Origin of the sequence: Kitasatospora sp. CB01950, from assembly GCF_001905465.1 — a bacterium.
In the GTDB taxonomy this organism is placed as follows: Bacteria; Actinomycetota; Actinomycetes; order Streptomycetales; family Streptomycetaceae; genus Kitasatospora.
Genome location: NZ_LISX01000001.1, coordinates 86539 through 111553, shown reverse-complemented (window position 1 = coordinate 111553; position 25015 = coordinate 86539). Strand labels below are relative to the sequence as shown.

Here is a 25015-nt window from a genome sequence, read left to right as displayed (position 1 = left end):
CCGGGCCGGGCAGGTGTTCCACGTGGAACACCCCCCAGTCCGCAGCGACATCGCCGGACCACCGTGCACCGGCGGGACGAACCCGCCCGGGCAGGGCGCAACGGCGGAATCACGTCCGGGCAGGTCAGGGCAGGGGCAGGACCTCGACGTGCTCCCCCGCCGGCAGACCGCCGGGCGGCACCACGGCCAGCGCCTCCGCCCGGGCCAGGCCGCGGAGCATGGCCGGGCCGTCGTGCGGCAGCGGGACGAGGCCGGCCGGGGTGCGGCGGACGGGGTGCAGACGGGTGTCCGCCGGGTGGCCGGGCAGTGCGGCGGCCAGCGTCCCGGTGGGCCCGGCCGCGACGGCGGCGCCGCGCCCGGACAGGGCGTCCAGCAGCGGCAGCGCGAGCGTGACGGTGCCCGCGACGGCCGCCAGCGGATTGCCCGGCAGCCCCACCAGGCACCGGCCGCCGGGCAGCGCCGCCAGCAGCATCGGGTGCCCGGGCCGCACCGCGACCCCGTCCACCAGCAGGTGGCCGCCGGTCGCTTCCAGCGCGGCGTGCAGGAAGTCCACCGGCCCGGCGGCGGTACCGCCGGTGGTCAGCACCAGATCGGCGGGCGAGTGCCGGATCGCGTCCCGCAGCAGCCCGAAGTCGTCCCGGACGTAGCGGCTGCCGAGCAGTTCCGCCCCGGCCGCGGCCAGCCACGGTGGCAGCAACGGTCCCAGCGCGTCCCGCACCCGGCCCGGCGCGGGCAGCCCCGAGGTCAGCAACTCGTCGCCCAGCAGCAGCAGTTCGACGGTCGGACGGCGCCGAACGGCCAGCCGGTCGTGCCCGGCGGCAGCCGCCAGCCCGAGCACCGCCGGGGTCACCGGCAGCCCGGCGGGCAGCAACTCCTCGCCCCGACGGCACTCCTGGCCGCGCGGCCTGACGTCCTGGCCCGGGCCGACCTCACCGCACAACTGTCCGGTGCCGTCCGGGAGTTCGACCAGCCGGCCGTACTCACGGCGGAGCACCCCGGTGGCCCCCGGCGGCAGCTGGGCACCGGTGGCGATCTCCACCGCCGCACCGTCCGCCAGCGGGGCACAGTCCTGGCCCGCCAGCACCCGCCCCGACAGCCGCCACGGACCCGGACCCGCCACCGCCCAGCCGTCCATCGCCGAGGTGTCGAAGGCGGGCAGATCGGTGAGCGCGGCCAACGGCTCGGCGAGCGTCCGGCCGACCGCGTCCGCCGACGGCACCCGCTCCACCGGCAGCGGACCCGCCACCGCCAGCGCGGCGGCACGCCGGGCCAGCGGCCACGGGCAGCCGCGCAACGTCTCCGGGCGCGCGGACGTCCGCACCTCGCCGACCGCCCCGCCGCTCACCGCTCCGCCGGGCCGTCCGCCTCGGCGGCCCACCGCTCCGCCAGCACCGTCGCCTTCGCGGACGCCTCGGCCACGGCGGCCGGCCCACCGCCGTTCAGCGCCGCCGCGTACCCCACCAGGAACGCCGTCAACGGCGCCGCCGGACGCTCCACCCCGTGCGCCACCACCCGCGTCATGTCCAACAGCCCCCGGACGTCCACCGCCAGGTCCAGCCCCAATTCGGCGGCGGCCACGGCCATCCACTCGTCCAATGTGCGCTCCATGACGCCCATGCTGCCCGATCGCGCCTGCCGCGGGCCCCCTCCACCACCAGCGCCACGCGCCCATTCACGAGTACCCACCAGCTCCGGCGCTCCCCCCGCACCGACCACGCCGCCGAGCCGGCAGGCCCGCACCCGCCGGGCGGAGCCACGAACGCACGGGAGCCGTTGGCCTGCAACACCGCCAACCGCCCCGGCGCTCGTTCGCCGCCCAAGCCCCCAGTTCGCCTCCGTCTGCCCACCCGCCCACCGCGGCGCAGCAGCCTGCAGCCCGAGGTCCACTCAGCATTCTCCCGCTGCCCGGCGGCGGGCCGCCGCCAGTTCCTCCGGGGTGTCGCAGTCGAAGGACGCCCCCGCCTCGTCGGGCACCCGGGCCAGGGTCAGGCCGCGGGTGAGGGCGCGCAGCGGACGGCCGGTCGGGTCGGCCTGCGCGGCGAGCGCCTCGCGCAGGGCGGCCGTGCGGTACGCACCCGTCAGCGGCTGGTCGCGGCCCTCGGCGTCCACCAGCAGGGCCCCGTCCGCGTCGCCGACCGCGTCGAGCAGCCGGGAGACCGTCGCCGCGCCCAGGAACGGCAGGTCGGCGGCCAGCAGCAGCACCAGCGGCGCCGCCACCTCCGGCAGTGCGGCGGCCACCGCCGCCAGCGGGCCGCCGCCCGGCGGGTCCTCGCGCAGCCAGTGCACCCCACCGCACGCCGTGGGCCGCCGGGGGCCGACCACCAGGATGCGCCGGGCCCCCGCACAGGCCGTCAGCACCCGGTCCAGCAGCGGACGGCCGCCGACCGTCAGGGCCGGCTTGTCCGCGCCACCGAGCCGCCGCCCCGCCCCACCGGCCACGACCACCGCGTCGTACTGCGTCATCCGGGCAGTATCACCGGTCGTCGCCGGCCCCGCCCCCGGCCGAGTCATCGCGGTCCTCGTCCGACTCCTCGACGATCTCCGCGTCCACGATCCCGTTGTCCTCCTCCGGCACGATCGCCCGGGCGACGTTCGCCGCCGCGCCGAGTTCCAGGATGGCCGGCAGGGTCAGGCCGCCGTAGCGCTCGTTCACCGCCGTGGCCAGCGCCTCCGCGTCCTGCGGGTGGTCGGCCAGCGCCTCGTCGAAGTCGCGCAGGTACTCGGCGGTGAAGCCCAGCACCCGGTGCGCCGCGTCGTCCATGCCGGGGGCGCGGTGGCCGGCGATCACCCGGTCGACGCCCAGGTCGGCGATCCGGCTCAGGTTGTGCGACCACCGGCCGCGGGCCGCCGGGTCGGTGTCGGCCGTCCACACGTGGGTGCCGTTGTAGACGAAGTCGCCCGCCACCACGGTGCGGACGCTCGGCAGGTACACCGCCGTGGAGCCCGCGCTGTCGGCCTGGCCGAGCGGCAGCACCCGGATCAGCTGCCCGTCGATCATCAACGGCTGCGGCAGCAGCGGGGCGGGCAGCAGCGGCCGGTCGGGGATGTCGTCGCCGTACACCGGCTTCCACTGCGCGACCTTCGCCGCCGCGGTCTGCCGGATGCCGTCCACCACCGAGGGCGCGGCGAGCAGCGGCGCGGCCGGGAACAGCCGCAGCACCTCCTCCGCGCCGAAGTAGTGGTCGGGGTGCTGGTGGGTGATGACGATCGCCAGCAGCTGCCGGTTCTTGCCCGCGATCCACTCGGCGAGCTCCCGGCCCGCGCTGCGGGTCAGCTGGGCGTCCACCAGGATCGCCGTCCGCTCGCCCATGATCAGACTCGACGTGGCGAAGAACGCGCTCTCCGGGCCGGTGAAGACCTCGACCTCCAGCGGGCGGAACGGCGGCACGGCACCCGCCCCACGGCCCTCGGCGCTCTCGTCGGGCGACGACGCGGTCACGGCTGCTCCCCTGGTCGGTGTTCGGTGGCGGGCCCGATCGAGCCCGGTCACCGTCCACCCTCTCCGGAACACCCCTCCGATGCCGGGTCGGCGCGCCCAGGAGAGTGATCACCGGGCACCATCGGGCCGCCGGATACGTCAGCTATTGTCGGTGGTCCTCGCGCACCGGCCACCCCAGCGCACGCACGTCCGCACGCATCTTGGAGTACTTGATGGACCGGCTCGACAACACCGTCCGCGACTACGCCTGGGGGTCGGCCACCGCCATCCCCGCGCTGCTCGGGCGGGCCGCCACCGGGGAGCCGCAGGCCGAACTGTGGATGGGAGCCCACCCCGGCGCGCCCTCGGTGATCGACCGCGGCGACGGCCCGGTGCCGCTCGACCGGGTGATCGCCGCCGACCCGGCGGCCGAGCTCGGCGCCGCCGCCGTCGAGCAGTTCGGGCCGACCCTGCCGTTCCTGGTGAAGGTGCTGGCCGCCGCCGTCCCGCTGTCCATCCAGGCCCACCCCACCCGCGCCGAGGCCCGGGCCGGCCACGCCGACGAGGAGCGCCGCGGCATCCCGGTCGACGCCCCGCACCGCAACTACCGCGACGACAACCACAAGCCCGAACTGATCTGCGCGCTCAGCGAGTTCGAGGGCCTGTGCGGTTTCCGGACGCCCGCCGACGCGGCCGACCTGATGGCCTCCCTCGACGTGCCCGGCCTCGACCCGCTGATCGACCTGCTGCGCAACAAGCCGGAGTCCGAGGCGCTGTCCGGCGCGCTCGCCGAGGCGCTCGCGCTGACCGACGAGCAGGGCCGCGCCACCGTGGACGCGGTGGCCCGCGCCGTCACCGCCGCCGCCCCGTCCGACCCGAGCGGCGCGCTGGCCGGCTACGCCTTCGCCGCCGCCGAGTACCCCGGCGACGCCGGCCTGGTCGCCGCCCTGCTGCTGAACTACGTGCGCCTGCAGCCCGGCGAGGCGCTGTACCTCGGCGCCGGCCTGCCGCACGCTTACCTGCGCGGCACCGGCGTGGAGATCATGGCCAACTCCGACAACGTGCTGCGCTGCGGGTTCACCCCGAAGCACGTGGACGTCCCCGAGCTGCTCAAGGTGGTGGGCTTCCACGGCGGCAGCCCCGAGATCATGCGCCCCGAGCCCGGCGCGGACGGCGAGCGGCTGTACCCGGTGCCGATCGACGAGTTCCGGCTCTCCCGCTACGACCTCGCCGAGCAGCCCGTCGTACTGCCCGGCGACGCCCCGCAGATCCTGCTCTGCACCGGCGGAACCGTCGAACTCGCCTCCGGCGGACAGACGTTGACGCTCCACCGGGGCGAGTCGGCGTTCCTCCCGGCGAACGGGGCCGCGACCACCCTGACCGGCCCGGGCGCCGCCGTCTTCCGCAGCACCGTCACGCTGGCCTAGGCAGTCGGGAAGAGCGCCTGGTACGCCAGGCGCTCCTCCGCGCCGTCGCCGATCGCGGTGAGCAGCTCGTCCAGCGCGAGGAACACCTCCCACCGCTCGCCGCCGCCGGCCCGGGCCGGCGCGGTGACCAGCAGGTCCTCCAGGTCCGGGACGCGCCTGTTCTTCCAGGCCTTGTCGGCCAGCGACACCAGCAGGTCCTCCACGGCGGAGTCCGGACCCCACTGCGCGTGGCCGGCCGCGAAGCGGGCCAGCTCCGGGGGGACGCCCGCCGCCAGCAGCAGGCCCCGGCCGGCCGGCTCGTGCGCCGACCCGGGGGCGGACAGCTCCGCACGGTGCACGGTCTTCCCGATGTCGTGGGTGGCCGCGCCGAACAGCACCGCCGCCCGGTCGAACGCCAGGCCCGGGCAGTACGCCGCCACCCCGTCCGCCAGCCGCACCGCCACGTCGTGCACCAGCCGCAGGTGCGCCACCAGGCGCGGCGGCGCCGCCAACTCGGCCAGCAGCAGCGTCACTTCGTCGGGCAGCGGGCGCAGCCGCAGATCGTTCCGATCCGTCACGACGGGCGAGGCTACCAGTCGCAAATTCGCTTGACCCGGGGCGCGCAGGCCGCATGCACTGAGGCCCCGAAACGGCGACTGCAGGGAGACAGCACAGCCATGGAGATCCGTTCCACCACCGAGAAGGACCACGACGTCTTCGTCGACACCGTGTTCGCGGCGTTCGGGAAGCACCCGACGCCGCCGAACGAGGACGGCACCGGCGTCTGGTGGTCCGCGCTCGAACTCGACCGCGGGCTGCTCGCCGTCACCGACGAGGGGCGGCCGATCGGCACCACGTGCGCGTACTCCTTCGAGCTGACGCTGCCCGGCGGGGCGACCGTCCCGGTGCCCGGGATCTCCTGCGTCGGCGTGCTGCCCACCCACCGGCGGCAGGGCGTGCTCACCGCGATGAAGCGCCGTCAACTCGCCGACCTGCGCGAACGCGGGGAGCTGATGGCGGTGCTGCTGGCCTCCGAGGCGGTGATCTACCGACGGTTCGGCTACGGGCCGGCCACCTACACCCGGAAGCTGACCGTCCCCCGGCACCGGGCCGCGCTCACCCCGCCGCGGGCCGGCCAGGAGCCCGCCGGCACGGTCGAACTGCTCCGGCTCGGCGACTGCCGCGAGCTGGTGGAGCAGATCTACGACCGCTACCGCCGCACCCAGCCCGGCGCGATCTCCCGCCCGCCCCGGTGGTGGTCCCGCCAGGCCGGCCACCCGCCGACCGCGCCCACCCAGCGGTACATCGCCCTCCACCGGGACGCCGACGGCACCCCGAACGGGTACGCCAGCTACTCCCTCGACGACTCGCTCGCCATGCTGGTCGACGAGATCATCACCCTCGACGACGCCGCGTACGCCGCGCTGGCCCGCTGCCTGCTCGGCCACGACCTGGTCACCGAGGTCGCCTTCCGGCACTTCCCGCCCGGCAACCCGCTGCGCTGGCAGCTGACCGACTTCAACGCCGGCGCGGTCACCAACGACACCGACTGGCTCTGGGTCCGGCTGCTCGACATCCCGCGCGCCCTCACCGCCCGCAGCTGGTCCGCGGACGGCGAACTCGTCCTCGACGTCGACGACCCGTTCCTCGGCGAGCACACCCGCCACCTGCTGACCGTCACCGACGGCCGCGCCGAGTGCACCCCCACCGACCGCGAGCCCGACCTGTCGATGGACGTCAGCGACCTCGGCTCGATCTACCTCGGCGGCACCACCCCCGGCACGCTGGTCCGGGCCGGCCACATCCGCGCCCACCACCCGGACGCGGCCGCCCGCGCCGACGCCATGTTCCGCGCCGACCGCGAACCGCACTGCCTGCACTGGTTCTGACGGCCCGCCGGCGGACCGGCCGTCAGGTCACGTCGCGGGTCATGTCCACGAAGCGCGAGTAGTGGCCCTGGAACGCGACGGTGATGGTGGCGGTCGGGCCGTTACGGTGCTTGGCCACGATCAGGTCCGCCTCGCCGGCCCGCGGGGACTCCTTCTCGTAGGCGTCCTCGCGGTGCAGCAGGATGACCATGTCGGCGTCCTGCTCGATCGAGCCGGACTCACGCAGGTCGGAGACCATCGGCTTCTTGTCGGTGCGCTGCTCGGGGCCACGGTTCAGCTGGGAGAGCGCGATCACCGGGAGCTCCAGCTCCTTCGCCAGCAGCTTCAGGTTTCGGGACATGTCCGAGACCTCCTGCTGGCGGTTCTCGGCCCGCCGCGAACCGCCGGACTGCATCAGCTGCAGGTAGTCGATGACCACCAGGCGCAGGTCGTTGCGCTGCTTCAGCCGACGGCACTTGGCGCGGATCTCCATCATCGACAGGTTCGGCGAGTCGTCGATGTACAGCGGCGCGGCGCTCACCTCGGGCATCCGCCGGGCCACCCGCGTCCAGTCGTCGTCCGTCATGTTGCCGGAGCGCATGTGGTGCAGCGCCACCCGCGCCTCCGCCGAGAGCAGACGCATGGCGATCTCGTTGCGGCCCATTTCGAGCGAGAAGATCACGCTCGGCAGGTTGTTGTGGATCGAGCAGGCCCGCGCGAAGTCCAGCGCCAGCGTGGACTTGCCCATGGCGGGACGGGCTGCGATGACGATCATCTGGCCGGGGTGCAGGCCGTTGGTGAGCTGGTCGAAGTCGGCGAAGCCGGTGGGCACGCCCGACATTTGGCCGGAGCGGGAGCCGATCGCCTCGATCTCGTCGAGGGCGCCCTCCATGATGTCCGCGAGCGGGGCGTAGTCCTCGTTGGTGCGCTGCTCGGTGACGGCGTAGATCTCGGCCTGCGCGGCGTTGACGATGTCGTCGACATCGCCCTCGGCGGCGTAGCCCATTCCGGCGATCCGGGTGCCGGCCTCGACCAGGCGACGCAGCACGGCGCGCTCGTGGACGATCTCGGCGTAGTACTCGGCGTTGGCCGCGGTGGGCACCGAGTTGACCAGGGTGTGCAGGTAGGAGGCGCCGCCGACGCGGACCAACTCGCCGCGCTTGGTGAGCTCGCCGGCCACGGTGATCGGGTCGGCGGGCTCGCCGCGGGCGTACAGGTCGAGGATCGCGCCGTGGATCAGCTCGTGCGCGGGCCGGTAGTAGTCGGCGGGCTTGAGCACCTCGACGACGTCGGCGATGGCGTCCTTGGAGAGCAGCATGCCGCCCAGCACCGACTGCTCGGCCGCCAGGTCCTGCGGGGGGACGCGCTCGAAGCCCTCGCCGCCGAAGCCGCCCTCGCGCTCGCCGTCCCGGTCGCGCCGCTCGCCCTTGCCGGGGAACCGGTCGCCCTTGCCGAAGCGCTCGCCCTTGCCGCCGCCCTGCGCGCCGGAGCCGTTGACGGCGTTGTTCGAGCGGCGGGTGACGGGAAGGCGGTCGCCGGGCACGTCGGGGAAGGCGTCCAGCGGGAAGGCGTCGTCGGACGGCTGCCAGTCGTCCTCCGGGGGCGGAGGGGCGTCGTGGTCGTCGTACTGGGGGCCGGTCACGCGTGTTCCCCGATCAGCGGTTGGTGCGAGTTGGTGCGGGCCTGTCCGGTGCGGCGCTCTGTCCTTCATACGCCACCGAGCCGACAGTTCCGGCCGTGTGCGGGGCGGTGTCGCGCGGTACCGGGGGTCTGGTCCTGAGCCACGGTACGGGTGGCCGGGCGGTTCCTCCAAGACGGTTATCCACAGGGCATGTGGACAACTGTCCGCAGGCTGTGGAGAACCCCCGGAAAGCTGTGCACAACCCTGTGGACACCGCTGTGGATAACCACACGATCGCCCTGGTGTCAACTCGCTGACCTGCGAGGACCTCATCCACGGCCTGTGCATGAGAAATTCTTCACACAGCGGGGAGCGAAGCCGCCCAGCTGTTCGATCGACCGTTCGATCCGCCGTCCGTCCACAGGAAAGGTAATAGTCACAAGCCAGTAGCAATCATTACCTGTGGATGAGTAGGGTGAACCCCATGCCCGCGACGCCCGTCCGTCCCACCCCCGCCCCCGAACGCCGCCGCCACGACCGCGAGATCCTCGCCCTGGCGGTCCCGGCCTTCGGCGCGCTGGTCGCCGAACCGCTCTTCCTGATGGCCGACTCCGCGATCGTCGGCCACCTCGGCACCGCCCAACTGGCCGGCCTCGGCATCGCCTCCGCCGCCCTCACCACCGCCGCCGGGATCTTCGTCTTCCTCGCCTACGCCACCACCGGCGCGGTCGCCCGCCGACTCGGCGCCGGGGACCGCCGGGCCGCCGTCCAACAGGGCATCGACGGCATCTGGCTGGCCCTGCTCCTCTCCGCCGGCATGGTCGTGCTCACGCTGGCCTTCGCCCCGCAGGCCGCCCACCTGCTCGGGGCCTCCCCCACCGCCGCCCCGTACGCCGTCACCTACCTGCGGATCAGCGCCCTCGGCGTGCCCGCGATGCTGCTGGTGCTGGCCGCCACCGGCGTGCTGCGCGGGTTCCAGGACACCCGCACCCCGCTGCTGGTCGCGATCGGCGGGTTCACCGCCAACCTGCTGCTCAACCTCGGCCTGGTCTACGGCGCCGGCCTCGGCGTGGCCGGCTCCGCCTGGGGCACCGTGATCGCGCAGAACGCGATGGCCGCGGTGTACGTGGCCGTGGTGGTCCGCGGCGCCCGCCGGGAGGGCGCCGGCCTGCGGCCCGACCTCGCCGGGATCAAGGCCTCCGCCCGGGCCGGCGGCCCGCTGATGGTGCGCACCCTGAGCCTGCGCGCCGCCCTGCTGCTCGCCACCGCGGTGGCCGCGCGCCTGGGCGACACCGAGATCGCCGCCCACCAGATCACCATGACCATCTGGTCGTTCACGGCCTTCGCGCTGGACGCCGTGGCGATCGCCGGGCAGGCCATCATCGGCCGCTACCTGGGTGCCGGAGACCTGCCGGGCACCCGGGCGGCGACCCGGCGGATGATCGAGTGGGGCGTCGGCGCGGGCGTGCTGCTGGGCCTGCTGATGGTGCTGGCCCGGCCGCTGTACGTCCCGCTGTTCACCGACGACCCGTCGGTACGGGCCCAGCTGTCCACCGTGCTGCTGCTGGCGGCGCTGACCCAGCCGCTCGGCGGCCTGGTGTTCGTGCTGGACGGCGTGCTGATGGGCGCCGGCGACGGCGGCTTCCTCGCCTGGGGGATGCTCGCCGCCCTGCTGCTGTTCGCGCCGGCCGCGCTCGCGGTACCCGCCCTGGGCCTGGGCCTGGTCGGGCTGTGGTGGGCGATGAACCTGTTCATGCTGGCCCGGGCCGCAGTCCTGTCCGGCCGGATACGCACCGGCCGGTGGATGGTCACCGGAGCAGTCCGGGCCTAGACCCGGCAGGCCGAGCAGGCCTGCCACGGCAGCCCGCCACCGCACGGCGAAGGGGCCGGACTCCGAGTGGAGTCCGGCCCCTTCGTCAGCTCTGCGGCAGAGATCAGGCAGCGACGACGGCGACGTCGAGGTTGGCCTGAACGTCCGAGTGCAGCTTGACCGAGACCTTGTGGGTGCCCACGGTCTTGATCGGCGAGCCGATCGCGACGGCGCGCTTGTCCACGGCCGGGCCGTTGGCGGCCTTGATGGCCTCCACGACGTCGGCCTGGGTCACCGAGCCGAACAGGCGGCCGGCGTCGCCGGAGCGAACGGCCAGCTTGACCTGCAGGCCCTCAAGGGTGGCCTTGACCTCGTTGGCGGCCTCAAGGGTCTGGATGGCGTGGATCTTCCGGGCGCGACGGATGGCGTCGACGTCCTTCTGACCGCCCTTGGTCCAGCGGATGGCGAAGCCACGCGGGACCAGGAAGTTACGGGCGTAGCCGTCCTTGACCTCGACGACCTCGCCGGCGCTGCCGAGGCCGGGGACCTCGTGAGTGAGGATGATCTTCATTGTTCGGTCACCCTCTCTTAGCGCGTGGTGGAGGTGTAGGGCAGCAGGGCCATCTCACGGCTGTTCTTCACGGCCGTGGCGACGTCACGCTGGTGCTGGGTGCAGTTGCCGGTGACCCGGCGGGCACGGATCTTGCCGCGGTCGGAAATGAACTTCCGCAGCAGGTTCGTGTCCTTGTAGTCCACGTAAGTGGCCTTGTCCTTGCAGAAGACGCAAACCTTCTTCTTCGGCTTGCGAGCAGGCGGCTTCGCCATTGTGTGCTCCGTTGAGTACGAGATCTGTCAGCGTTGCCGGTCCCACGGGAGGACCGACATGCACCGCTTTAGAACGGGGGCTCTTCCGAGTAGCCGCCACCGGACGGGGCGCCCCAGCTACCGCCCTGGTTGCCACCGGACGGGGCGCTGGACGCCCACGGGTCGTCGGACGGGCCGGACTGACCGCCACCGGAGTTTCCACCCCAGTTGCCGCCGCCCTGCTGGCCGCCGCTGTAACCGCTGCCGCCCTGCTGGCCGCCGAAGCCGCCACCGCCGCCGGGACCGCCGGAGCGGTTGGCACGGGTGACCTTGGCGGTCGCCGAGCGCAGGCTCGGGCCGACCTCATCGACCTCGACCTCGAAGACCGTCCGCTTCTCGCCTTCCTTGGTCTCGTAAGACCGCTGGCGCAGTCGGCCCTGCACGATGACGCGCATGCCGCGCTGCAGCGACTCGGCCACGTTCTCCGCCGGCTGACGCCAGACGTTGCACGTGAGGAAGAGGCTTTCGCCGTCCTTCCACTCGTTGGTCTGACGGTCGAAGGTGCGCGGGGTCGACGCGATGCGGAACTTGGCCACCGCGGCGCCCGACGGAGTGAAACGCAGCTCGGGGTCGTCGACGAGATTGCCGACGAGGGTGATGACGGTCTCGCCTGCCATGTGGTGATGACCTCTCGGAAAGAAGTTCTGCGGTGCTCGTCAGCGGTGTTCCACGTGGAACACCGGACGCGAGCCCTCCGGCATCAGTGCCGGAAGTGGGCTCAGTGGGTGTCCGGGCGCAGGACCTTGGTCCGCAGAACCGACTCGCTCAGGCTGAGCTGGCGGTCGAGCTCCTTGACGACCTCGGGCGTGGCCTTGAGGTCGATGACCGAGTAGATGCCCTCGGACTGCTTGTTGATCTCGTACGCCAGGCGACGACGGCCCCAGGTGTCGATCTTCTCAACCTTGCCGCCGCCGGTGCGGACGACGTTGAGGAAACCTTCGATCAGGGGGGCGACAGCGCGCTCCTCGACCGACGGGTCGAGGATGACCATCAGCTCGTAGTGACGCATGTGAACCCACCTCCTTTGGACTCAGCGGCCACGGTCTCTCCGTGGCAGGAGGGTTGTGCGCGTCAACACCGGGATCGGGGCGTGCGGGCACGCTCCTACACCAGTGCAGAGGGGCCAGCCTACCGGGTGAGCCGACCGACGGACAAAACGCGGGATCCCCGGGTTGTCATTTCGGGCATATCGGTCGCAATCTGGACGGAGCGAACGTTCCCTCCACCACGGGAGGTGGGTCCTATGGCGCAGAACGTCCACCGGCCGCAGTTCACCCTCAACACCGACGGCAATCCGCACCCGCGGGAGAACGCCCTCGTCGGGGTGACACTGCTCCTCGGCGCGGTCGCCTTCGTCACCTCGTTCTTCTACCACCTGCACCTGCTCAGTTCGTGGACCGGACTGGCCGGGATCATCACCGGAATGATCGGCCTCTTCGTGTCGGTCACCACCGCCGAGCGCTTCCTGGTGGTGATCGGAACGGGCGCCGCCGCATTCGGACTGTTCCTCGGCGTGGCGCACGGAGGACTGTTCGGGGGCGTGTGGTGACCTTCGCGCGCGGCGGAGCCGGGTGAACCCGGCGAAGAGCGCGCAACCTCCTGTGCCCTCCCGGCGTAGTACCTGTGCCAGCACAGGTGCGAGCGGGAGGGCACAACCATGTCGGACCGCTTCCCGGCCGAATCGGACCATTCGGGCGATAGGGTCACCTTGGACAAGCCCGACGAGGAGGAGCACGGAGCATGAGCCTGCGTCTGCGGACGATCACGCGTGAGGAACACCTGGCTTTTGTGCAGAGCCGGCCTTCGGCGAGCCACATGCAGGTGCCCTCCTGGGCGGACGTCAAGGCGGAGTGGCGCGCCGAGAGCCTCGGCTGGTTCGACGCGGCCGGCGAGCTGGTCGGCGCCGGGCTGGTGCTCTACCGCCAGCTGCCCAAGGTGAAGCGGTACCTGGCGTACCTGCCCGAAGGCCCGGTCATCGACTGGTTCGACCCGGACCTCGACCGCTGGCTGAAGCCGATGCTGGCGCACCTGAAGGCGCAGGGCGCGTTCACGGTGAAGATGGGCCCGCCGGTGGTGGTCCGCCGCTGGGAGGCCTCCACCATCAAGGAGGCGATCGCGGGCAAGGAGGCCAAGCGGCTGCGCGACGTCGAACCGGACTGGTCCGAGCCGCGCGCCCTGGAGGCCGCCGAGCGCCTGCGCCGCTCCGGCTGGCTGCAGGGCGAGGACGGCGGCGCCGGCTTCGGCGACGTCCAGCCCCGCTACGTCTTCCAGGTGCCGCTCGCCAACCGCTCGCTGGACGACGTCCAGCGCGGCTTCAACCAGCTGTGGCGGCGCAACATCAAGAAGGCCGAGAAGAGCGGCGTCGAGGTGGTCCAGGGCAGCTACGAGGACCTCGCGGTCTTCCACCAGCTGTACGTGGTCACCGCCGAACGCGACCACTTCACCCCGCGCCCGCTGTCCTACTTCCAGCGGATGTGGAAGGCGCTCACCGCCGAGGACCCGAACCGGATGCGGCTCTACCTCGCCTACCACGACGGCGAGGCGCTGGCCGCGACCACCATGCTCACCGTCGGCGAGCACGTCTGGTACTCCTACGGCGCCTCCGCCAACCACAAGCGCGAGGTCAAGCCGTCCAACGCCATCCAGTGGCGGATGATCCGCGACTCGTACGCGCTCGGCGCGAGCGTCTACGACCTGCGCGGCATCAGCGACACCCTGGACGAGAACGACCACCTGTTCGGACTCATCCAGTTCAAGGTCGGCACCGGCGGCCAGGCCGCGGAGTACCTCGGCGAGTGGGACTACCCGCTCAACAAGCTGCTGCACAAGGCGCTCGACCTCTACATGTCGCGCCGCTAGCTCACGTCAGAACTTTCACGGGGAGAACGCGATGACCTTGACGATGTACGTGGACGGCGACCGCTGGCGCGCGCACCAGCGCGGGCTGCTGGCCGAGTTCCCCGGTCTCGTCCCGGTCGCCAAGGGCAACGGCTACGGCTTCGGGAACCGGCGGCTCGCCGAGGAGGCGGCCCGGCTGGGCAGCCCCCTGCTGGCCGTCGGCACCGCGGACGAGGCCGCGGCGATGGCCGACGCCTTCCCCGGCGACCTGCTGGTGCTCACCCCCTACCGGGCCGGCGAGCCCGAGGTGGAACTGCCCGCCGACCGGGTGGTGCGGACGGTCGCCCACCCGGAGGCGCTGGCCGCACTGCCCGCCGGCGCCCGCGTGGTGGTGGAGTGCATGACCAGCATGCGCCGGCACGGCATCCGGATCGGCGACCTCGCCGAACTGCCGGTCGGCCACCTGAAGGTGGAAGGCTTCGCACTGCACCTGCCGCTGGACCGGCCGGACGGCTCGGACCCGGTGGACGAAGTGACCGGCTGGGTCCGGGCACTCGAAGCCGCCGGGCTCCCCACCGGCACCGCCTACCTCAGCCACCTGGCCGCCAAGGACGTCCAGCGGCTGGCCGAACGCCACCCCGACACCGAGTTCCGCTCCCGGATCGGCACCCGGCTGTGGCTCGGCGACGTGGGCGCGCTGTCCTCCCGGGCCACCGTCCTGGACGTCACCCCGATCGGGCGCGGCGAGCGCTACGGCTACCGGCAGCACAAGGCCCCGTCCGCCGGACACCTGCTGGTGGTGGCCGGCGGCACCGCGCACGGCGTCGGCCTGGAGGCTCCCAAGTACGTCAACGGGATACTGCCCCGCGCCAAGGGCCTGGCCCGGGCCGGCCTGGCCACCATGAACCGGACGCTCTCCCCGTACACCTGGCAGGGCAAGCAGCTGTGGTTCGCCGAGCCGCCGCACATGCAGGTGTCGATCCTGTTCCTGCCCGGCGAGCTGAAGGCGCCCGCCGTGGGCGACGAACTGTCGCTGACGATCCGTCACACCACCACACACTTCGACCAGGTGGTCGAACGCTGAGACCGGCCGCTCAACGGGCCGAGCCCGCCTCCCTTCCGGGAGGCGGGCTCGGTTGCTTCCGGCCTACTTGGGCTGCTGCTCGGGTTCGATCTTGACCAGCCAGTCGGCCTCGCCCTGCGGGGCGTAGTCGGCGTAGCTCTCCTCCTCGCGCAGGCCGCGCGCCGAGCCGAGCACGAACCGGTCCGGGGCGCCGTCCAGCACACCGCCCGACGGGTCGTCGCTGCCGTCCCAGCGCACCGGATCGCGGTCCGGGTAGAGGATGTCGCGGACCACCAGGTAGCAGATGTACAGGGTGCCGACCAGGTGCAGCGCGATCGAGAAGTGGTACCACTGCAGGTCGATGCCGTGGTGCTTGGTGTCGCCGTTGTAGGCCAGGTACGACCAGATGCCGAGGAAGTACAGCACCTCGCAGGCCTGCCAGATCAGGATGTCCCGCCAGCGCGGCCGGGCCAGCACCGCCAGCGGGATCAGCCAGAGCACGTACTGCGGCGAGTACACCTTGTTGGTCAGCACGAACGCGGCGACCACCAGGAAAGCCAGCTGCGCGAAGCGCGGGCGGCGCGGGGCGCTGATTGCCAGCCAGCCGATCGCCAGGCAGCTGACCACCAGCAGGATCGCGATCCAGGTGTTCAGGCTCTCCAGGTGCTGCCCGTTGCGTACCGCCTGCATCAGGATCAGCCAGAACGAGCCGTAGTCCTCGGTGCGGACCTGGCTGAAGCTGTAGAAGGTCAGCCAGCCCTTCCAATTCGCCAGCATGATCGGCACGTTGACGATCAGCCAGGCACCGGCCGTGCCGCCGAAGACCAGGCCGAAGTCCCTCCATTTGCCGGTTCTCAGACAGAGCACCAGCAGGGGTCCGAGCAGCAGCAGCGGATAGAGCTTCGCGGCGGTCGCCAGACCGATGAACACACCCGCCAGGACCGGCCTGGAGCCCGACCAGTACGCCATCGCCACGGCGGCCAGTGCCACCGCGAGCAGGTCCCAGTTGATGGTGGAGTCCAGCGCCAGGCACGGGGCCAGGGCGAACAGCAGCGCGTCCCACGGGCGGCGGCGGTTGGTGCGGGAGACCGCGACCACCGCGATCACCGCGCAGATCAGCAGCATCCCGGCGTTGACCAGCCAGAACCACTGCTCGCGGCTCATCATGTCGCCGCTGTGGGTGGTCAGCCAGGCCGCGATCTGGATGAACAGACCGGTCAGCACCGGGTACTCCAGGTACTGCATGTCCGGCGAACCCTGCGGGATCGGGTCCAGGTACGGCCGGCTGCCGTCCGCGAAGCCGCGCGCCGAGAACAGGTGCGGGATGTCGCTGTAACAGGCGTGCGTGTACTGGCTGGTGGCGCCGAAGAACCAGCCCTCGTGGAAGCACGACGCCTTCTGGAACAGCCCCAGCACGTAGACGACGATCACCGCCACCGCCAGGAACTTCGCGGGCGTCCACCAGGACACCCCGAGCAGCGCCCGACGCCCGGGCGGCCCGCCCAGCAGCTCGCTGCCGGCCTCCGCCACCGGGTCCTCGTCCGCAGGCACCACCACGGTGTTCGGCAGCGGCCCCGCGGCCGGAGCCGGTCCGGGCGCTGAGGTCTCGTCACGCAGGCTGGACGTCATGGCGCACATACTGCCGCACCCTCGCCCGCAACCGAAGAGGGGCACAGGATCGCGGTCCGCGATCCGGTGCCCCTCTGTGGCGGTTGCGCCGGGATTCGACCAGACCTGGCCCCGCCACTGTGGCCAAGAGGTCAGGCCTGCCTACCGGCCAGGCGCTTCGCGGCCTCCAGACGCTCGGGCTGGAGCGGATCGGTCATGCTCCCCGCACCCCGTCCGGGGGTGAAGGCCCACTCGCGGAGCCTGCGCAACCGGTCACCGTCGGGGCCCGGGGGTGGGTACCGCCGCATGACCGGGCACCGCGAACACCTGTGATCCGATCACGGCGCCTGCGGCAACGCCACTGGCACGGCGCAGCACGCTGCGCCGAGGAGTGTTCGCCGTCACGGGGTTCTCTCCTTGGTTCGAACGATCGCGAATGCGGTGAGCGTCACGGCACAGACCACGAGCACGGCCAGCACCGGGTTGATGTACGAAGGGACGACCACGGAAGCCGTGTGGCCATCGGAGCCGATGCAGTCGAACCGCAAGGGGACGAACGAGGGGTCGTACCCCACAAGGGACTTCCCCAACGCCGCGTCGCACGCCCTTGCCTCGGTGTAGTCGTCGGCTATGAACAGGTGCAGCAGGCCCCAGGTGTAAAGACCGATCGTCATGGCCCACGCCAGAACGGAGCCTGCCACCAAGATCGCCGCCCGGGAGACGGCTTGCCTGGCACGGAGCAGTCCCCTGACGCCGTAGAGGATCAACACCGGAGTGGTGAGAAAGCCGAACAGCAACATCAGGAGGACGACGGTCCCCTCGTGCCTGACAAACGGCTGGTCTGCGGGCATCGCGCTCTCAACTCCACTAGCGGTTGCGGGAGATGGCGTTGTACTTCGCCATGATGCAGTAAAGCCCAACCCGCTTCTTGGCCTCGTCGTACACCTCCTGTCCAGGCCCCTGGTAACGGCGCAGCACGTCGTAGATCTCCGAGTCCACGTAGTCCAGGCGCGGTGACCTCATCGCAAGGGCATCCAGATGCAGCCGCGCGCAGCCGCCCAAAACTGCCTCAACGCCTGGGGCAACACCGGCGCGGGCGGCACACGCTCACACCTGCCTGGACGTCTCCAACGAGAACTCCGCCTGACGGGTCGTTCGCCGGCCTGCCCGCAATACACCGAAGAGGGGCACCGGATCGCCGTCCGCGATCCGGTGCCCCTCTGTGGCGGTTGCGCCGGGATTCTGCTGGTGCGCTAGTGGCCCATGAGTCCGACCAGGCCGCCGGGCCCGCCGCCCGGCGGCGCGCTCGGGCTGCCGCTGGCGCTCTCGCTCGGGCTCTTGCTCGGCTTCGGCGACCGGGAAGGACCGCAGTTGCCGTTGCCGTTGCCATTGCCCTGGCAGGTCGAGCTGCCGCTCGGCGACGGCGACTCGCCGGCGTCCGGCGACTTGGAGCCGGACGGCTCGGTCGACGCGCTCGACTCCGCGGACGTCGAGGACGAGGCCGAGGCGGGCGCCGACGGGCTGATCGGGGCGCCCGAGGAGTCGACCTGGGTGCCCCACGGCGCGGGGTTCGGGAAGTCCTTGATCGGCTTGTCCTTCATGACGATCTTCATGTACCGGGTGAAGATGTCGGTCGGGAAGTCACCACCGTGCACGGACTCGTGGCCCGCGGTGCCGTTCAGCGACAGCAACTTGGGGTTGCCGGGCTCCTCGCGCCACATGCCGACCGCGGTGGACAGCTCCGGGGTGTACCCCACCCACCAGGCCGAGGTACCGGCATCGGTGGTACCGGTCTTGCCGGCCACCGGCCGTCCGAGCGAGTTGGTCTTGGTGCCGGTGCCGTTCTTCGCCACGTTCTCCAGCACGTCGGTGACGTTGTCGGCGACCGCCTGCTCCAACACCTTCTTCGGCTGCGGGTTCCTGGTGAGGTTCGGCATCTCCTTGCCGTCGCGCTCCACCTTCGACACCGAGTACGGGTCGATCTGCTGCCCGCGGGCCGCGAACACCGAGTAGGCCGAGGCCATCCGGATCGAGCTCGGGTGCGAGGTGCCCAGCGGGAAGGTGATGGTCGAGGACGGCTCCAGGCTGCCGGGCAGGATTCCCAGCTCGGTGACCATCTTCTCCACGGTCTTGCCGCCCACGTCCTGGCCGAGCTGCACGAACGGGACGTTGTACGAGTTCTGCATGGCCCGCTTCAACGACACGTAACCGGGCTTCCCCGGGCCGTCGTTGCGCTGCTTGTAGGGCTTGCCGTCGTCGCCCGTCAGCGGCTTGCCGTCCTTGGAGTAGATCGGCGACATGTTGTCCGCGAGGTACAGCGAGTCCGAGTTGATCTGGGTCGGCTGACCGTTCGCGCCGCTCTTGGTCTGCACGCCGTACTGCATCGCGGCAGCCAGCACGAACGGCTTGAAGGTCGAGCCGACCGGGACCTTGGAGTCCGCGTTGTTGCTGTAGTGGCCGTTCTCGATGCCGTCGCCGCCGTACATCGCCACGATCGCACCATTGCTGGGGTTCACCGAGGCAGCACCGACCTGGACGAACTTGTCCGCCTCACGCTTGTTGGTGTCCAGCGACTCATTCTTGACCTGGTCCACGGCCGTCTTCAGGGCATCCACCTTGTCCTTCTCGAAGGTGGTGTGGATCTGGAAGCCGCCGCGGTTCAGCTGGGCCTCGTTGATGGACTTGTCATTGGCCATCACGAACTGGTTGGCGGCCTCGACCAGGTAGTAGACCTCGCCCTGCATGCTGGCCGGGGCCTTCACCGAGATCGGCTCGGGGAACTTCTGCCCGCACTTGGCGCGCTCCTCGGCCGTGATGACCTTGGTGGCCTCCATCCGGTTGAGGACGTACTCCCAGCGCTCCTGCATCCGGTCGTGGTTGCCCTGGTTCAGGGTCGGGTCGTACAGCGCCGCACCCTTCAACAGGCCTGCCAGCATGGCGCCCTGACAGACGTCCACCTTGTTGGCGTCCACCCCGTAGTACGCCTGCGCGGCGGCCTGGATGCCGGTGGCGCCGCGGCCGTACCAGCTGGTGTTGAGGTAGCCGGTGAGGATCGTGTCCTTATCGTCCGCGATCTTCAGCGCGATGATGAATTCCTTGGCCTTGCGGCTGAGCGTCTGCTCCTGCGACAGGTAGACGTTCTTCACGTACTGCTGGGTGATGGTCGAGCCGCCCTGGGTCTCGCCGCCGCTCGCCATGTTGTAGACGGCGCGGGCGATGCCCTTGGGGTCGATGCCCTTGTCGGTGCGGAAGGTCTCGTTCTCGGCCGCGATCACCGCGTCCTGGGCCGGGCGGCTGATCTCCGAGAGCTCCACCCACTGCTTGTTGGTGTCGCCCTTGCGTGCCATCTCGGAGCCGTCGGCCCAGTAGTAGATGTTGTTCTGGAGCTTGATGGAGTCCTTGGCGTTCGGCACTGGAATGAAGGCGAACGCCGCGCCTATGGCGGCCACACTGCCGCCGAAGAAGATCAGGAACAGGCTCAGCACCTGTTTCCAGGACGGCATCCACCGCTTGAAGCCGGACTTGCCGAAGCGCGGGTAGTCGATCAGCCGCTTCTTGCCCGGCTTGCCGTTGCGGCCGGCATTCCGACCGTTCGGCGGACCGTCGGAACCGCCGCCCCCGCCGCCCTTGCGGGACTGCTTGCGCATCTCCGCCCGGGTCAACCTGGGCTGCTGGGCCGTCTCCCGCGGCGCACGGCGGCCACCGGCGGGGCCGGGCCCTCCCGGACCGGGACGACCGGGACCACCGGGGCCGGCCAACTGGTCGCGCGCGTAGTCGGGTGCACCCTCGACGGGACTGCCGTAGGCATACGGGCGCCCGGCGGATGCCCGCCTGGGGGGCTGCTCTTCGCCCCCGGGGTTGGCCGACCTACGCCGGTGTTCGCTCATCTCTCAGCAAGCTCCTCGCTCAGGGTGCACAGGCGACAGAGTACGGCCCCCAGAAAGGTCTCCAATCGGGCATCGGAGGCCAACCCGGACGAACCGACCGGGATTCATTACACGCCCGTTGCCCAAAGGCCTTGTGATCGCGGTTACGCGTGCCCCTCTTGCTCCTTCCGTGACCCAGGGTTACTGTTGCCGATATATCGAGCCGATACATCGGCGCGACACATCGGCTCGGCATACCCTGCGGGCCGGGCCCGCATCCGAAGAGCAGGACCCCGCTACGGAAGGAGGAAGGCGGCATGAGCCGACGCTCCGGCGTCCTCGAATTCGCCGTCCTCGGCCTGCTCCACGACGCGCCCATGCACGGGTACGAGCTGCGCAAGCGGCTCAACGTCCTGCTGGGCTCGTTCCGGGCCTTCTCCTACGGAACGCTGTACCCGTGCCTGAAGAACCTGGTCGCCCAGGGCTTCCTGGTCGAGGACAACCCGGACGTCGAGTACGTCCCGGCCACCGCGCTCAACGGCAAGCGGTCGAAGATCGTCTATCGGCTCTCCCCCGAGGGGAAGCAGCGCTTCGAGGAGCTGCTCGCCGAGTCCGGTCCGGACGCCTGGGAGGACGAGCACTTCGGTGTGCGCTTCGCCTTCTTCGGCCAGACCGACCGGGCCGTCCGGATGCGCGTGCTGGAAGGCCGCCGCAGCCGGCTGGAGGAGCGGCTGGAGCGGATGCGCAGCTCCATCGCCCGCACCCGCGAGCGGTTCGACGACTACACCCTCGAACTCCAGCGCCACGGCCTGGAATCCGTGGAACGCGAGGTCCGATGGCTCAACGAGCTGATCGAGACCGAGCGGGCCACCAGAAACGGACGCGGCCCCGCGTCCCCCCCAACTTCGGACGGCCGTGGTCCGGCCGCCGGGTCCTCGGACCCGCCCGGGCCACCGTACGACCGCCCGGGGCGCTCCTGACCGGAGCGCTGTAGCAGCACCGCGCCGGCCTTGCCGCCGCTCGCGGCGAGGCGTGGGCGCCCCGCGCGCCCGTCAGACAGTCAGAACAGATGTGGAACGAGTGCCGCCACACCACGGCGACCCTCATGAGATTCAGGGAGCAACCGGAATGGGTTCGGTTCGCGTAGCCATCGTCGGCGTGGGCAACTGCGCCGCCTCGCTGGTGCAGGGTGTCGAGTACTACAAGGACGCCGACCCGGCCGGTAAGGTCCCCGGCCTGATGCACGTCCAGTTCGGCGAGTACCACGTGAAGGACGTCGACTTCGTCGCCGCCTTCGACGTGGACGCCAAGAAGGTCGGCTTCGACCTGGCCGACGCCATCGGCAACAGCGAGAACAACACCATCAAGATCTGCGACGTGCCGCCGACCGGCGTCACCGTCCAGCGTGGTCACACCCTCGACGGCCTGGGTAAGTACTACCGGGAGACCATCGAGGAGTCCGACGAGACCCCGGTCGACGTCGTCCAGATCCTCAAGGACCGCCAGGTCGACGTTCTCGTCTGCTACCTGCCGGTGGGCTCCGAGAACGCCGCCAAGTTCTACGCCCAGTGCGCCATCGACGCCAAGGTCGCCTTCGTGAACGCCCTCCCGGTGTTCATCGCCGGCACCAAGGAGTGGGCCGACAAGTTCACCGAGGCCGGTGTCCCGATCGTCGGCGACGACATCAAGTCCCAGGTCGGCGCGACCATCACGCACCGCGTGATGGCCAAACTGTTCGAGGACCGCGGTGTCATCCTCGAGCGCACCATGCAGCTGAACGTCGGCGGCAACATGGACTTCAAGAACATGCTCGAGCGCGAGCGCCTGGAGTCCAAGAAGATCTCCAAGACCCAGGCCGTCACCTCGCAGATCCGCGACCGTGAGCTGGGTGCCAAGAACGTCCACATCGGCCCGTCCGACTACGTCGCGTGGCTCGACGACCGCAAGTGGGCGTACGTCCGCCTTGAGGGCCGTGCGTTCGGCGACGTTCCGCTGAACCTGGAGTACAAGCTCGAGGTCTGGGACTCCCCGAACTCGGCCGGTGTCATCATCGACGCCGTGCGCGCCGCGAAGATCGCCAAGGACCGCGGCATCGGCGGCCCGATCCTCTCCGCGTCCTCGTACTTCATGAAGTCCCCGCCGGTTCAGTACTTCGACGACGAGGCCAGGGAGAACGTCGAGAAGTTCATCCGCGGCGAGGTCGAGCGCTGAGCGCAGGCGAAGCCTGCTCGCTGCAGTGGCTGAGCGCTGAGCGCAGGCGAAGCCTGCTCGCTGTAGTGACTGAGCGCTGAGCGCAAGCGAAGCCTGCTCGCTGCAGTGACTGAGCGCCGAGCTTGTGAGCTCTGAGCACTGACGTTCGTCAGTCTCGACCTGAGGGCCGTCCCGCACACGCGGGGCGGCCCTCAGGCGTTTGCGGCGCCTCTCAGTTCCAGGCCTCGTTCCAGGTGACCGGCCCGACCACGCCGTCCACCGACAGGCCGTGGCGCTGCTGGAAGGCCCGGCAGATCTGCGCCGAGGCGGGGCCGTACCAGCCGTCGGCGGTGATCGCCCAGCCGCGCCAGGCCAGCCGCTGCTGCCACATCAGGACGTCGTCGCCGTGCAGCATCGGCGACTGCACCCGCAGGTAGCGGCCCGGCCAGGTGGGCGTTCCGGGCGCGGGGGTGGTCGACTGCCCGGACGTCCGCGCCGCCGGGATCCCCCCGAGCGCCGGGTCCGCCGAGACCGTGCCCTCCGGGTAGGCGGGCACGCCGTAGCCGTACGGGGAGCCGGGGCCACGCCGGGCCCGGGACTTGCGGTAGACCCCGTCGCCCTCGGTGGAGCCGGAGTCGTTGGTGTTGCCCTCCACCGTGTAGATGGTGTCGGCGTCGTAGGCGTAGACGACGCCGGTGTGATCGCCGCCGCCGGGGCCGAGGTAGAAGGGACCGCCGAGGACGGGGTACGGCGTCCAGCGGTTGTGGCCACGCCACCAGGCGACGGCATCGAGGCAGGACGCCGTCATCGGCCAGATGCCGTCCATACCGGTGCGGTGTGCGCCCCAGGCCTCGAAGGTGGCGCACCAGGGCTGGCCGTCGGACCATTCGAGGCCGGGGGTTTCCTCGCTGTAACGCTGGCGGTTGTTCCAGGTGCCGTCGCCGTCCCGACCCTCGTGGTAGCCGGTTTGACCGAGCAACAGGGCAGTGAACTCGTCTCGCATGGGAGCCTCCCGTCGTTCCGAGATGGTTCTTCCCCCTCAAGTGCCCAACGACATCGATTCGGTGACGTCACCGGTAGTGCGGGGGTGCACAGGGGGCGCGCGCCGCACGAAGTTGGCGAATGTTTCACGTGAAACGCCGTCGGCCTCGTGGCACCCTTGGCGGGTGATCACCGAACGGCCCCCGCGAGAGGCCACCCTGCGCGGTCTGCTGCACGGCGCCGGTTTCCGCCGCCTGCTGACGGTGCGCCTGCTCTCGCAGCTGTCGGACGGGGTGTTCCAGGCCTCACTGGCCAACTACGCGATCTTCTCCCCGGAGCACCAGTCCTCCCCCGCGGACATCGCGGTGGCGCTGGCGGTGGTGACCCTGCCGTTCTCGGTGGTCGGCCCGTTCTCCGGGGTGCTGCTGGACCGCTGGCGGCGCCGGCAGGTGCTGCTGATGGGCAATCTGGCCCGGTTCGGGCTCTGCCTGGCCGCCGTCGCCCTGATCCTGGGCGGGGCGCCGCGCTGGTCGTTCTACACGGCTGCACTGCTGATGATGGCGCTCAACCGGTTCATCCTGTCGGGGCTGTCCGCGTCGCTGCCCCGGGTCGTGGCCCCGGCCGACCTGGTCACGGCCAACGCCGTCTCGCCGACGCTGGGCACGGTCGCGGCGGCCGGCGGCGCCGGTCTCGGCTTCCTGGTGGGCGTGGCGGTGCCGTCCGGCTCGGGCGCGGAGGCCTTGACGGTGCTGCTGTCCGCGCTGCTGTACCTGTCCGCGGCGCTGGCCGCGCAGTGGATCGGGCCGGACGAACTGGGCCCCGCGCACCGGGCCGCACTCCCCTCGCTGCGCGAGGCGTTGGCCACCGCCTGGCACGACCTGTTGGCCGGCCTGCGGCACCTGGTGCGGGACTGCCGTCCGGCCGCCCACGCGCTGGCCGCCGTCACCCTGGCGCGGTTCTGCTACGGCATGTTGACCGTCATGGTGCTGATGCTCTCCCGCTACACCTTCAACAGCGCCGAGGACACCGCGGGCGGCCTGGCCACCCTGGGCCTGGCGGTCGCGATGTCCGCGGCGGGCTTCGGGCTGGCCGCGGTGATCAGCCCGTGGTGCACCCGCCGGCTCGGCCTGGCCGGGTGGATGACGGTGTGTCTGGCGGGCGCGGCGGTGTTCGTCCCGGCGCTCGGACTGCCGTTCCGGGAAGGGCCCGCGATGATCGCCGCGCTGCTGCTGGGCGTGGTCACCCAGGGCACCAAGATCTGCGCCGACACGCTGGTGCAGGAGTCGGTCGAGGACGAGTTCCGCGGCCGGGTGTTCGCGATCTACGACGTCCTGGTGAACGTCGCCTTCGTCGGTGCCGCCGGAGCAGCGGCGCTGGTCCTGCCCCTGAACGGCCGTTCGGCGCCGGTCGTGCTGGCCCTGTCGGCGCTGTACGCGCTCGGCGCGCTGCTGTACTTCCGCGCGGCACGCCGTACCTGACCGG

Annotated in this window: 23 protein-coding genes and 1 pseudogene; 9 read left to right on the top strand and 15 right to left on the bottom strand. The window is 71.3% G+C overall.

Annotation, left to right across the window (positions count from 1 at the left end; all coding sequences use genetic code 11):
* Positions 1-124: 124 nt before the first annotated feature.
* From AMK19_RS00490 to AMK19_RS00475, 4 genes and pseudogenes are all read right to left on the bottom strand, one after another.
* Positions 125-1321 (bottom strand): molybdopterin molybdotransferase MoeA, encoded by a 1197-nt coding sequence (locus AMK19_RS00490; protein WP_443134985.1) that lies wholly within the window; start codon positions 1319-1321, stop codon positions 125-127.
* A 20-nt stretch (positions 1322-1341) separates the two neighbouring features.
* On the bottom strand, positions 1342-1608 hold the full coding sequence (locus tag AMK19_RS00485; protein ID WP_241844179.1) for a DUF6457 domain-containing protein: 267 nt from the start codon (positions 1606-1608) through the stop codon (positions 1342-1344).
* A 297-nt stretch (positions 1609-1905) separates the two neighbouring features.
* Positions 1906-2463, bottom strand: a pseudogene (gene mobA, locus AMK19_RS00480) (molybdenum cofactor guanylyltransferase); the annotation flags it as partial.
* Between the two features lie 10 nt (positions 2464-2473).
* Positions 2474-3439 (bottom strand): MBL fold metallo-hydrolase, encoded by a 966-nt coding sequence (locus AMK19_RS00475; RefSeq protein WP_073807142.1) that lies wholly within the window; start codon positions 3437-3439, stop codon positions 2474-2476.
* Between the two features lie 212 nt (positions 3440-3651).
* Between AMK19_RS00475 and manA the strand changes: the two genes are divergently transcribed.
* Positions 3652-4845 carry a mannose-6-phosphate isomerase, class I gene (manA, locus tag AMK19_RS00470; RefSeq protein WP_073807141.1) on the top strand — a complete coding sequence of 398 codons (1194 nt, stop codon included), beginning with the start codon at positions 3652-3654 and terminating at the stop codon, positions 4843-4845.
* On the opposite strand, the gene AMK19_RS00465 is transcribed toward manA, so the two are convergent.
* Positions 4842-5402 carry an HD domain-containing protein gene (locus tag AMK19_RS00465; protein ID WP_143199996.1) on the bottom strand — a complete coding sequence of 187 codons (561 nt, stop codon included), beginning with the start codon at positions 5400-5402 and terminating at the stop codon, positions 4842-4844. The genes manA and AMK19_RS00465 overlap by 4 nt on opposite strands.
* Positions 5403-5501: 99 nt before the next feature.
* Between AMK19_RS00465 and AMK19_RS00460 the strand changes: the two genes are divergently transcribed.
* A complete protein-coding gene (locus AMK19_RS00460; RefSeq protein ID WP_073807138.1) occupies positions 5502-6713 on the top strand; it encodes a GNAT family N-acetyltransferase in 1212 nt (403 codons plus the stop codon).
* A 22-nt stretch (positions 6714-6735) separates the two neighbouring features.
* Here the strand turns inward: AMK19_RS00460 and dnaB are convergent, their stop codons facing one another.
* A complete protein-coding gene (dnaB, locus tag AMK19_RS00455; protein WP_073808242.1) occupies positions 6736-8253 on the bottom strand; it encodes a replicative DNA helicase in 1518 nt (505 codons plus the stop codon).
* A 544-nt stretch (positions 8254-8797) separates the two neighbouring features.
* On the opposite strand from dnaB, the gene AMK19_RS00450 reads away from it, so the two are divergent.
* Positions 8798-10144: an MATE family efflux transporter gene (locus AMK19_RS00450; RefSeq protein WP_143199995.1), complete on the top strand. Its 1347-nt coding sequence runs from the start codon at positions 8798-8800 to the stop codon at positions 10142-10144.
* Positions 10145-10247: 103 nt separating this feature from the next.
* Here AMK19_RS00450 and rplI read toward each other — a convergent pair whose 3' ends face one another.
* The 4 genes from rplI to rpsF all read right to left on the bottom strand — a co-directional run bounded on the left by rplI (position 10248) and on the right by rpsF (position 11996).
* Complete coding sequence (gene rplI / locus AMK19_RS00445) at positions 10248-10694, bottom strand: 50S ribosomal protein L9 (RefSeq protein WP_073807135.1); 447 nt, start codon at positions 10692-10694, stop codon at positions 10248-10250.
* A gap of 17 nt (positions 10695-10711) precedes the next feature.
* Entirely contained in the window at positions 10712-10948 is a 237-nt protein-coding gene (gene rpsR / locus AMK19_RS00440) for a 30S ribosomal protein S18 (RefSeq protein ID WP_030457605.1), read from the bottom strand.
* 68 nt (positions 10949-11016) lie between these two features.
* A complete protein-coding gene (locus tag AMK19_RS00435) occupies positions 11017-11604 on the bottom strand; it encodes a single-stranded DNA-binding protein (protein ID WP_073807133.1) in 588 nt (195 codons plus the stop codon).
* Between the two features lie 101 nt (positions 11605-11705).
* The gene (gene rpsF / locus AMK19_RS00430; RefSeq protein ID WP_035864400.1) at positions 11706-11996 is read right to left on the bottom strand and encodes a 30S ribosomal protein S6; all 291 of its coding nucleotides are present in this window, start codon (positions 11994-11996) and stop codon (positions 11706-11708) included.
* 234 nt (positions 11997-12230) lie between these two features.
* Here rpsF and AMK19_RS00425 point away from each other — a divergent pair, with 234 nt between their 5' ends.
* The 3 genes from AMK19_RS00425 (at position 12231) to AMK19_RS00415 (ending at position 14909) form a co-directional block, all read left to right on the top strand.
* Positions 12231-12536, top strand: coding sequence for a hypothetical protein (locus AMK19_RS00425; protein ID WP_073807132.1), 306 nt, complete (start codon positions 12231-12233; stop codon positions 12534-12536).
* Positions 12537-12727: 191 nt separating this feature from the next.
* Positions 12728-13846, top strand: a complete 1119-nt coding sequence (locus tag AMK19_RS00420) for a lipid II:glycine glycyltransferase FemX (RefSeq protein WP_073807130.1) — start codon at positions 12728-12730, stop codon at positions 13844-13846.
* Between the two features lie 31 nt (positions 13847-13877).
* Positions 13878-14909 (top strand): alanine racemase, encoded by a 1032-nt coding sequence (locus AMK19_RS00415; protein WP_073807129.1) that lies wholly within the window; start codon positions 13878-13880, stop codon positions 14907-14909.
* A 63-nt stretch (positions 14910-14972) separates the two neighbouring features.
* On the opposite strand, the gene AMK19_RS00410 is transcribed toward AMK19_RS00415, so the two are convergent.
* From AMK19_RS00410 to AMK19_RS00400, 4 genes are all read right to left on the bottom strand, one after another.
* On the bottom strand, positions 14973-16526 hold the full coding sequence (locus AMK19_RS00410) for a glycosyltransferase family 87 protein (protein ID WP_443134979.1): 1554 nt from the start codon (positions 16524-16526) through the stop codon (positions 14973-14975).
* 371 nt (positions 16527-16897) lie between these two features.
* Positions 16898-17347: a hypothetical protein gene (locus AMK19_RS00405; RefSeq protein ID WP_073807126.1), complete on the bottom strand. Its 450-nt coding sequence runs from the start codon at positions 17345-17347 to the stop codon at positions 16898-16900.
* A gap of 16 nt (positions 17348-17363) precedes the next feature.
* A complete protein-coding gene (locus tag AMK19_RS35775; protein ID WP_158071845.1) occupies positions 17364-17519 on the bottom strand; it encodes a hypothetical protein in 156 nt (51 codons plus the stop codon).
* Between the two features lie 230 nt (positions 17520-17749).
* Positions 17750-20143, bottom strand: coding sequence for a transglycosylase domain-containing protein (locus tag AMK19_RS00400; protein WP_241844178.1), 2394 nt, complete (start codon positions 20141-20143; stop codon positions 17750-17752).
* 536 nt (positions 20144-20679) lie between these two features.
* On the opposite strand from AMK19_RS00400, the gene AMK19_RS00395 reads away from it, so the two are divergent.
* Positions 20680-21342, top strand: coding sequence for a PadR family transcriptional regulator (locus tag AMK19_RS00395; RefSeq protein ID WP_073807124.1), 663 nt, complete (start codon positions 20680-20682; stop codon positions 21340-21342).
* 148 nt (positions 21343-21490) lie between these two features.
* Positions 21491-22573: an inositol-3-phosphate synthase gene (locus AMK19_RS00390; RefSeq protein ID WP_073807123.1), complete on the top strand. Its 1083-nt coding sequence runs from the start codon at positions 21491-21493 to the stop codon at positions 22571-22573.
* Positions 22574-22784: 211 nt separating this feature from the next.
* Here AMK19_RS00390 and AMK19_RS36375 read toward each other — a convergent pair whose 3' ends face one another.
* Positions 22785-23555 carry a peptidoglycan-binding domain-containing protein gene (locus AMK19_RS36375; protein ID WP_073807121.1) on the bottom strand — a complete coding sequence of 257 codons (771 nt, stop codon included), beginning with the start codon at positions 23553-23555 and terminating at the stop codon, positions 22785-22787.
* Between the two features lie 163 nt (positions 23556-23718).
* On the opposite strand from AMK19_RS36375, the gene AMK19_RS00380 reads away from it, so the two are divergent.
* Complete coding sequence (locus AMK19_RS00380; protein WP_073807120.1) at positions 23719-25011, top strand: MFS transporter; 1293 nt, start codon at positions 23719-23721, stop codon at positions 25009-25011.
* The last annotated feature ends 4 nt before the right edge of the window (positions 25012-25015 follow it).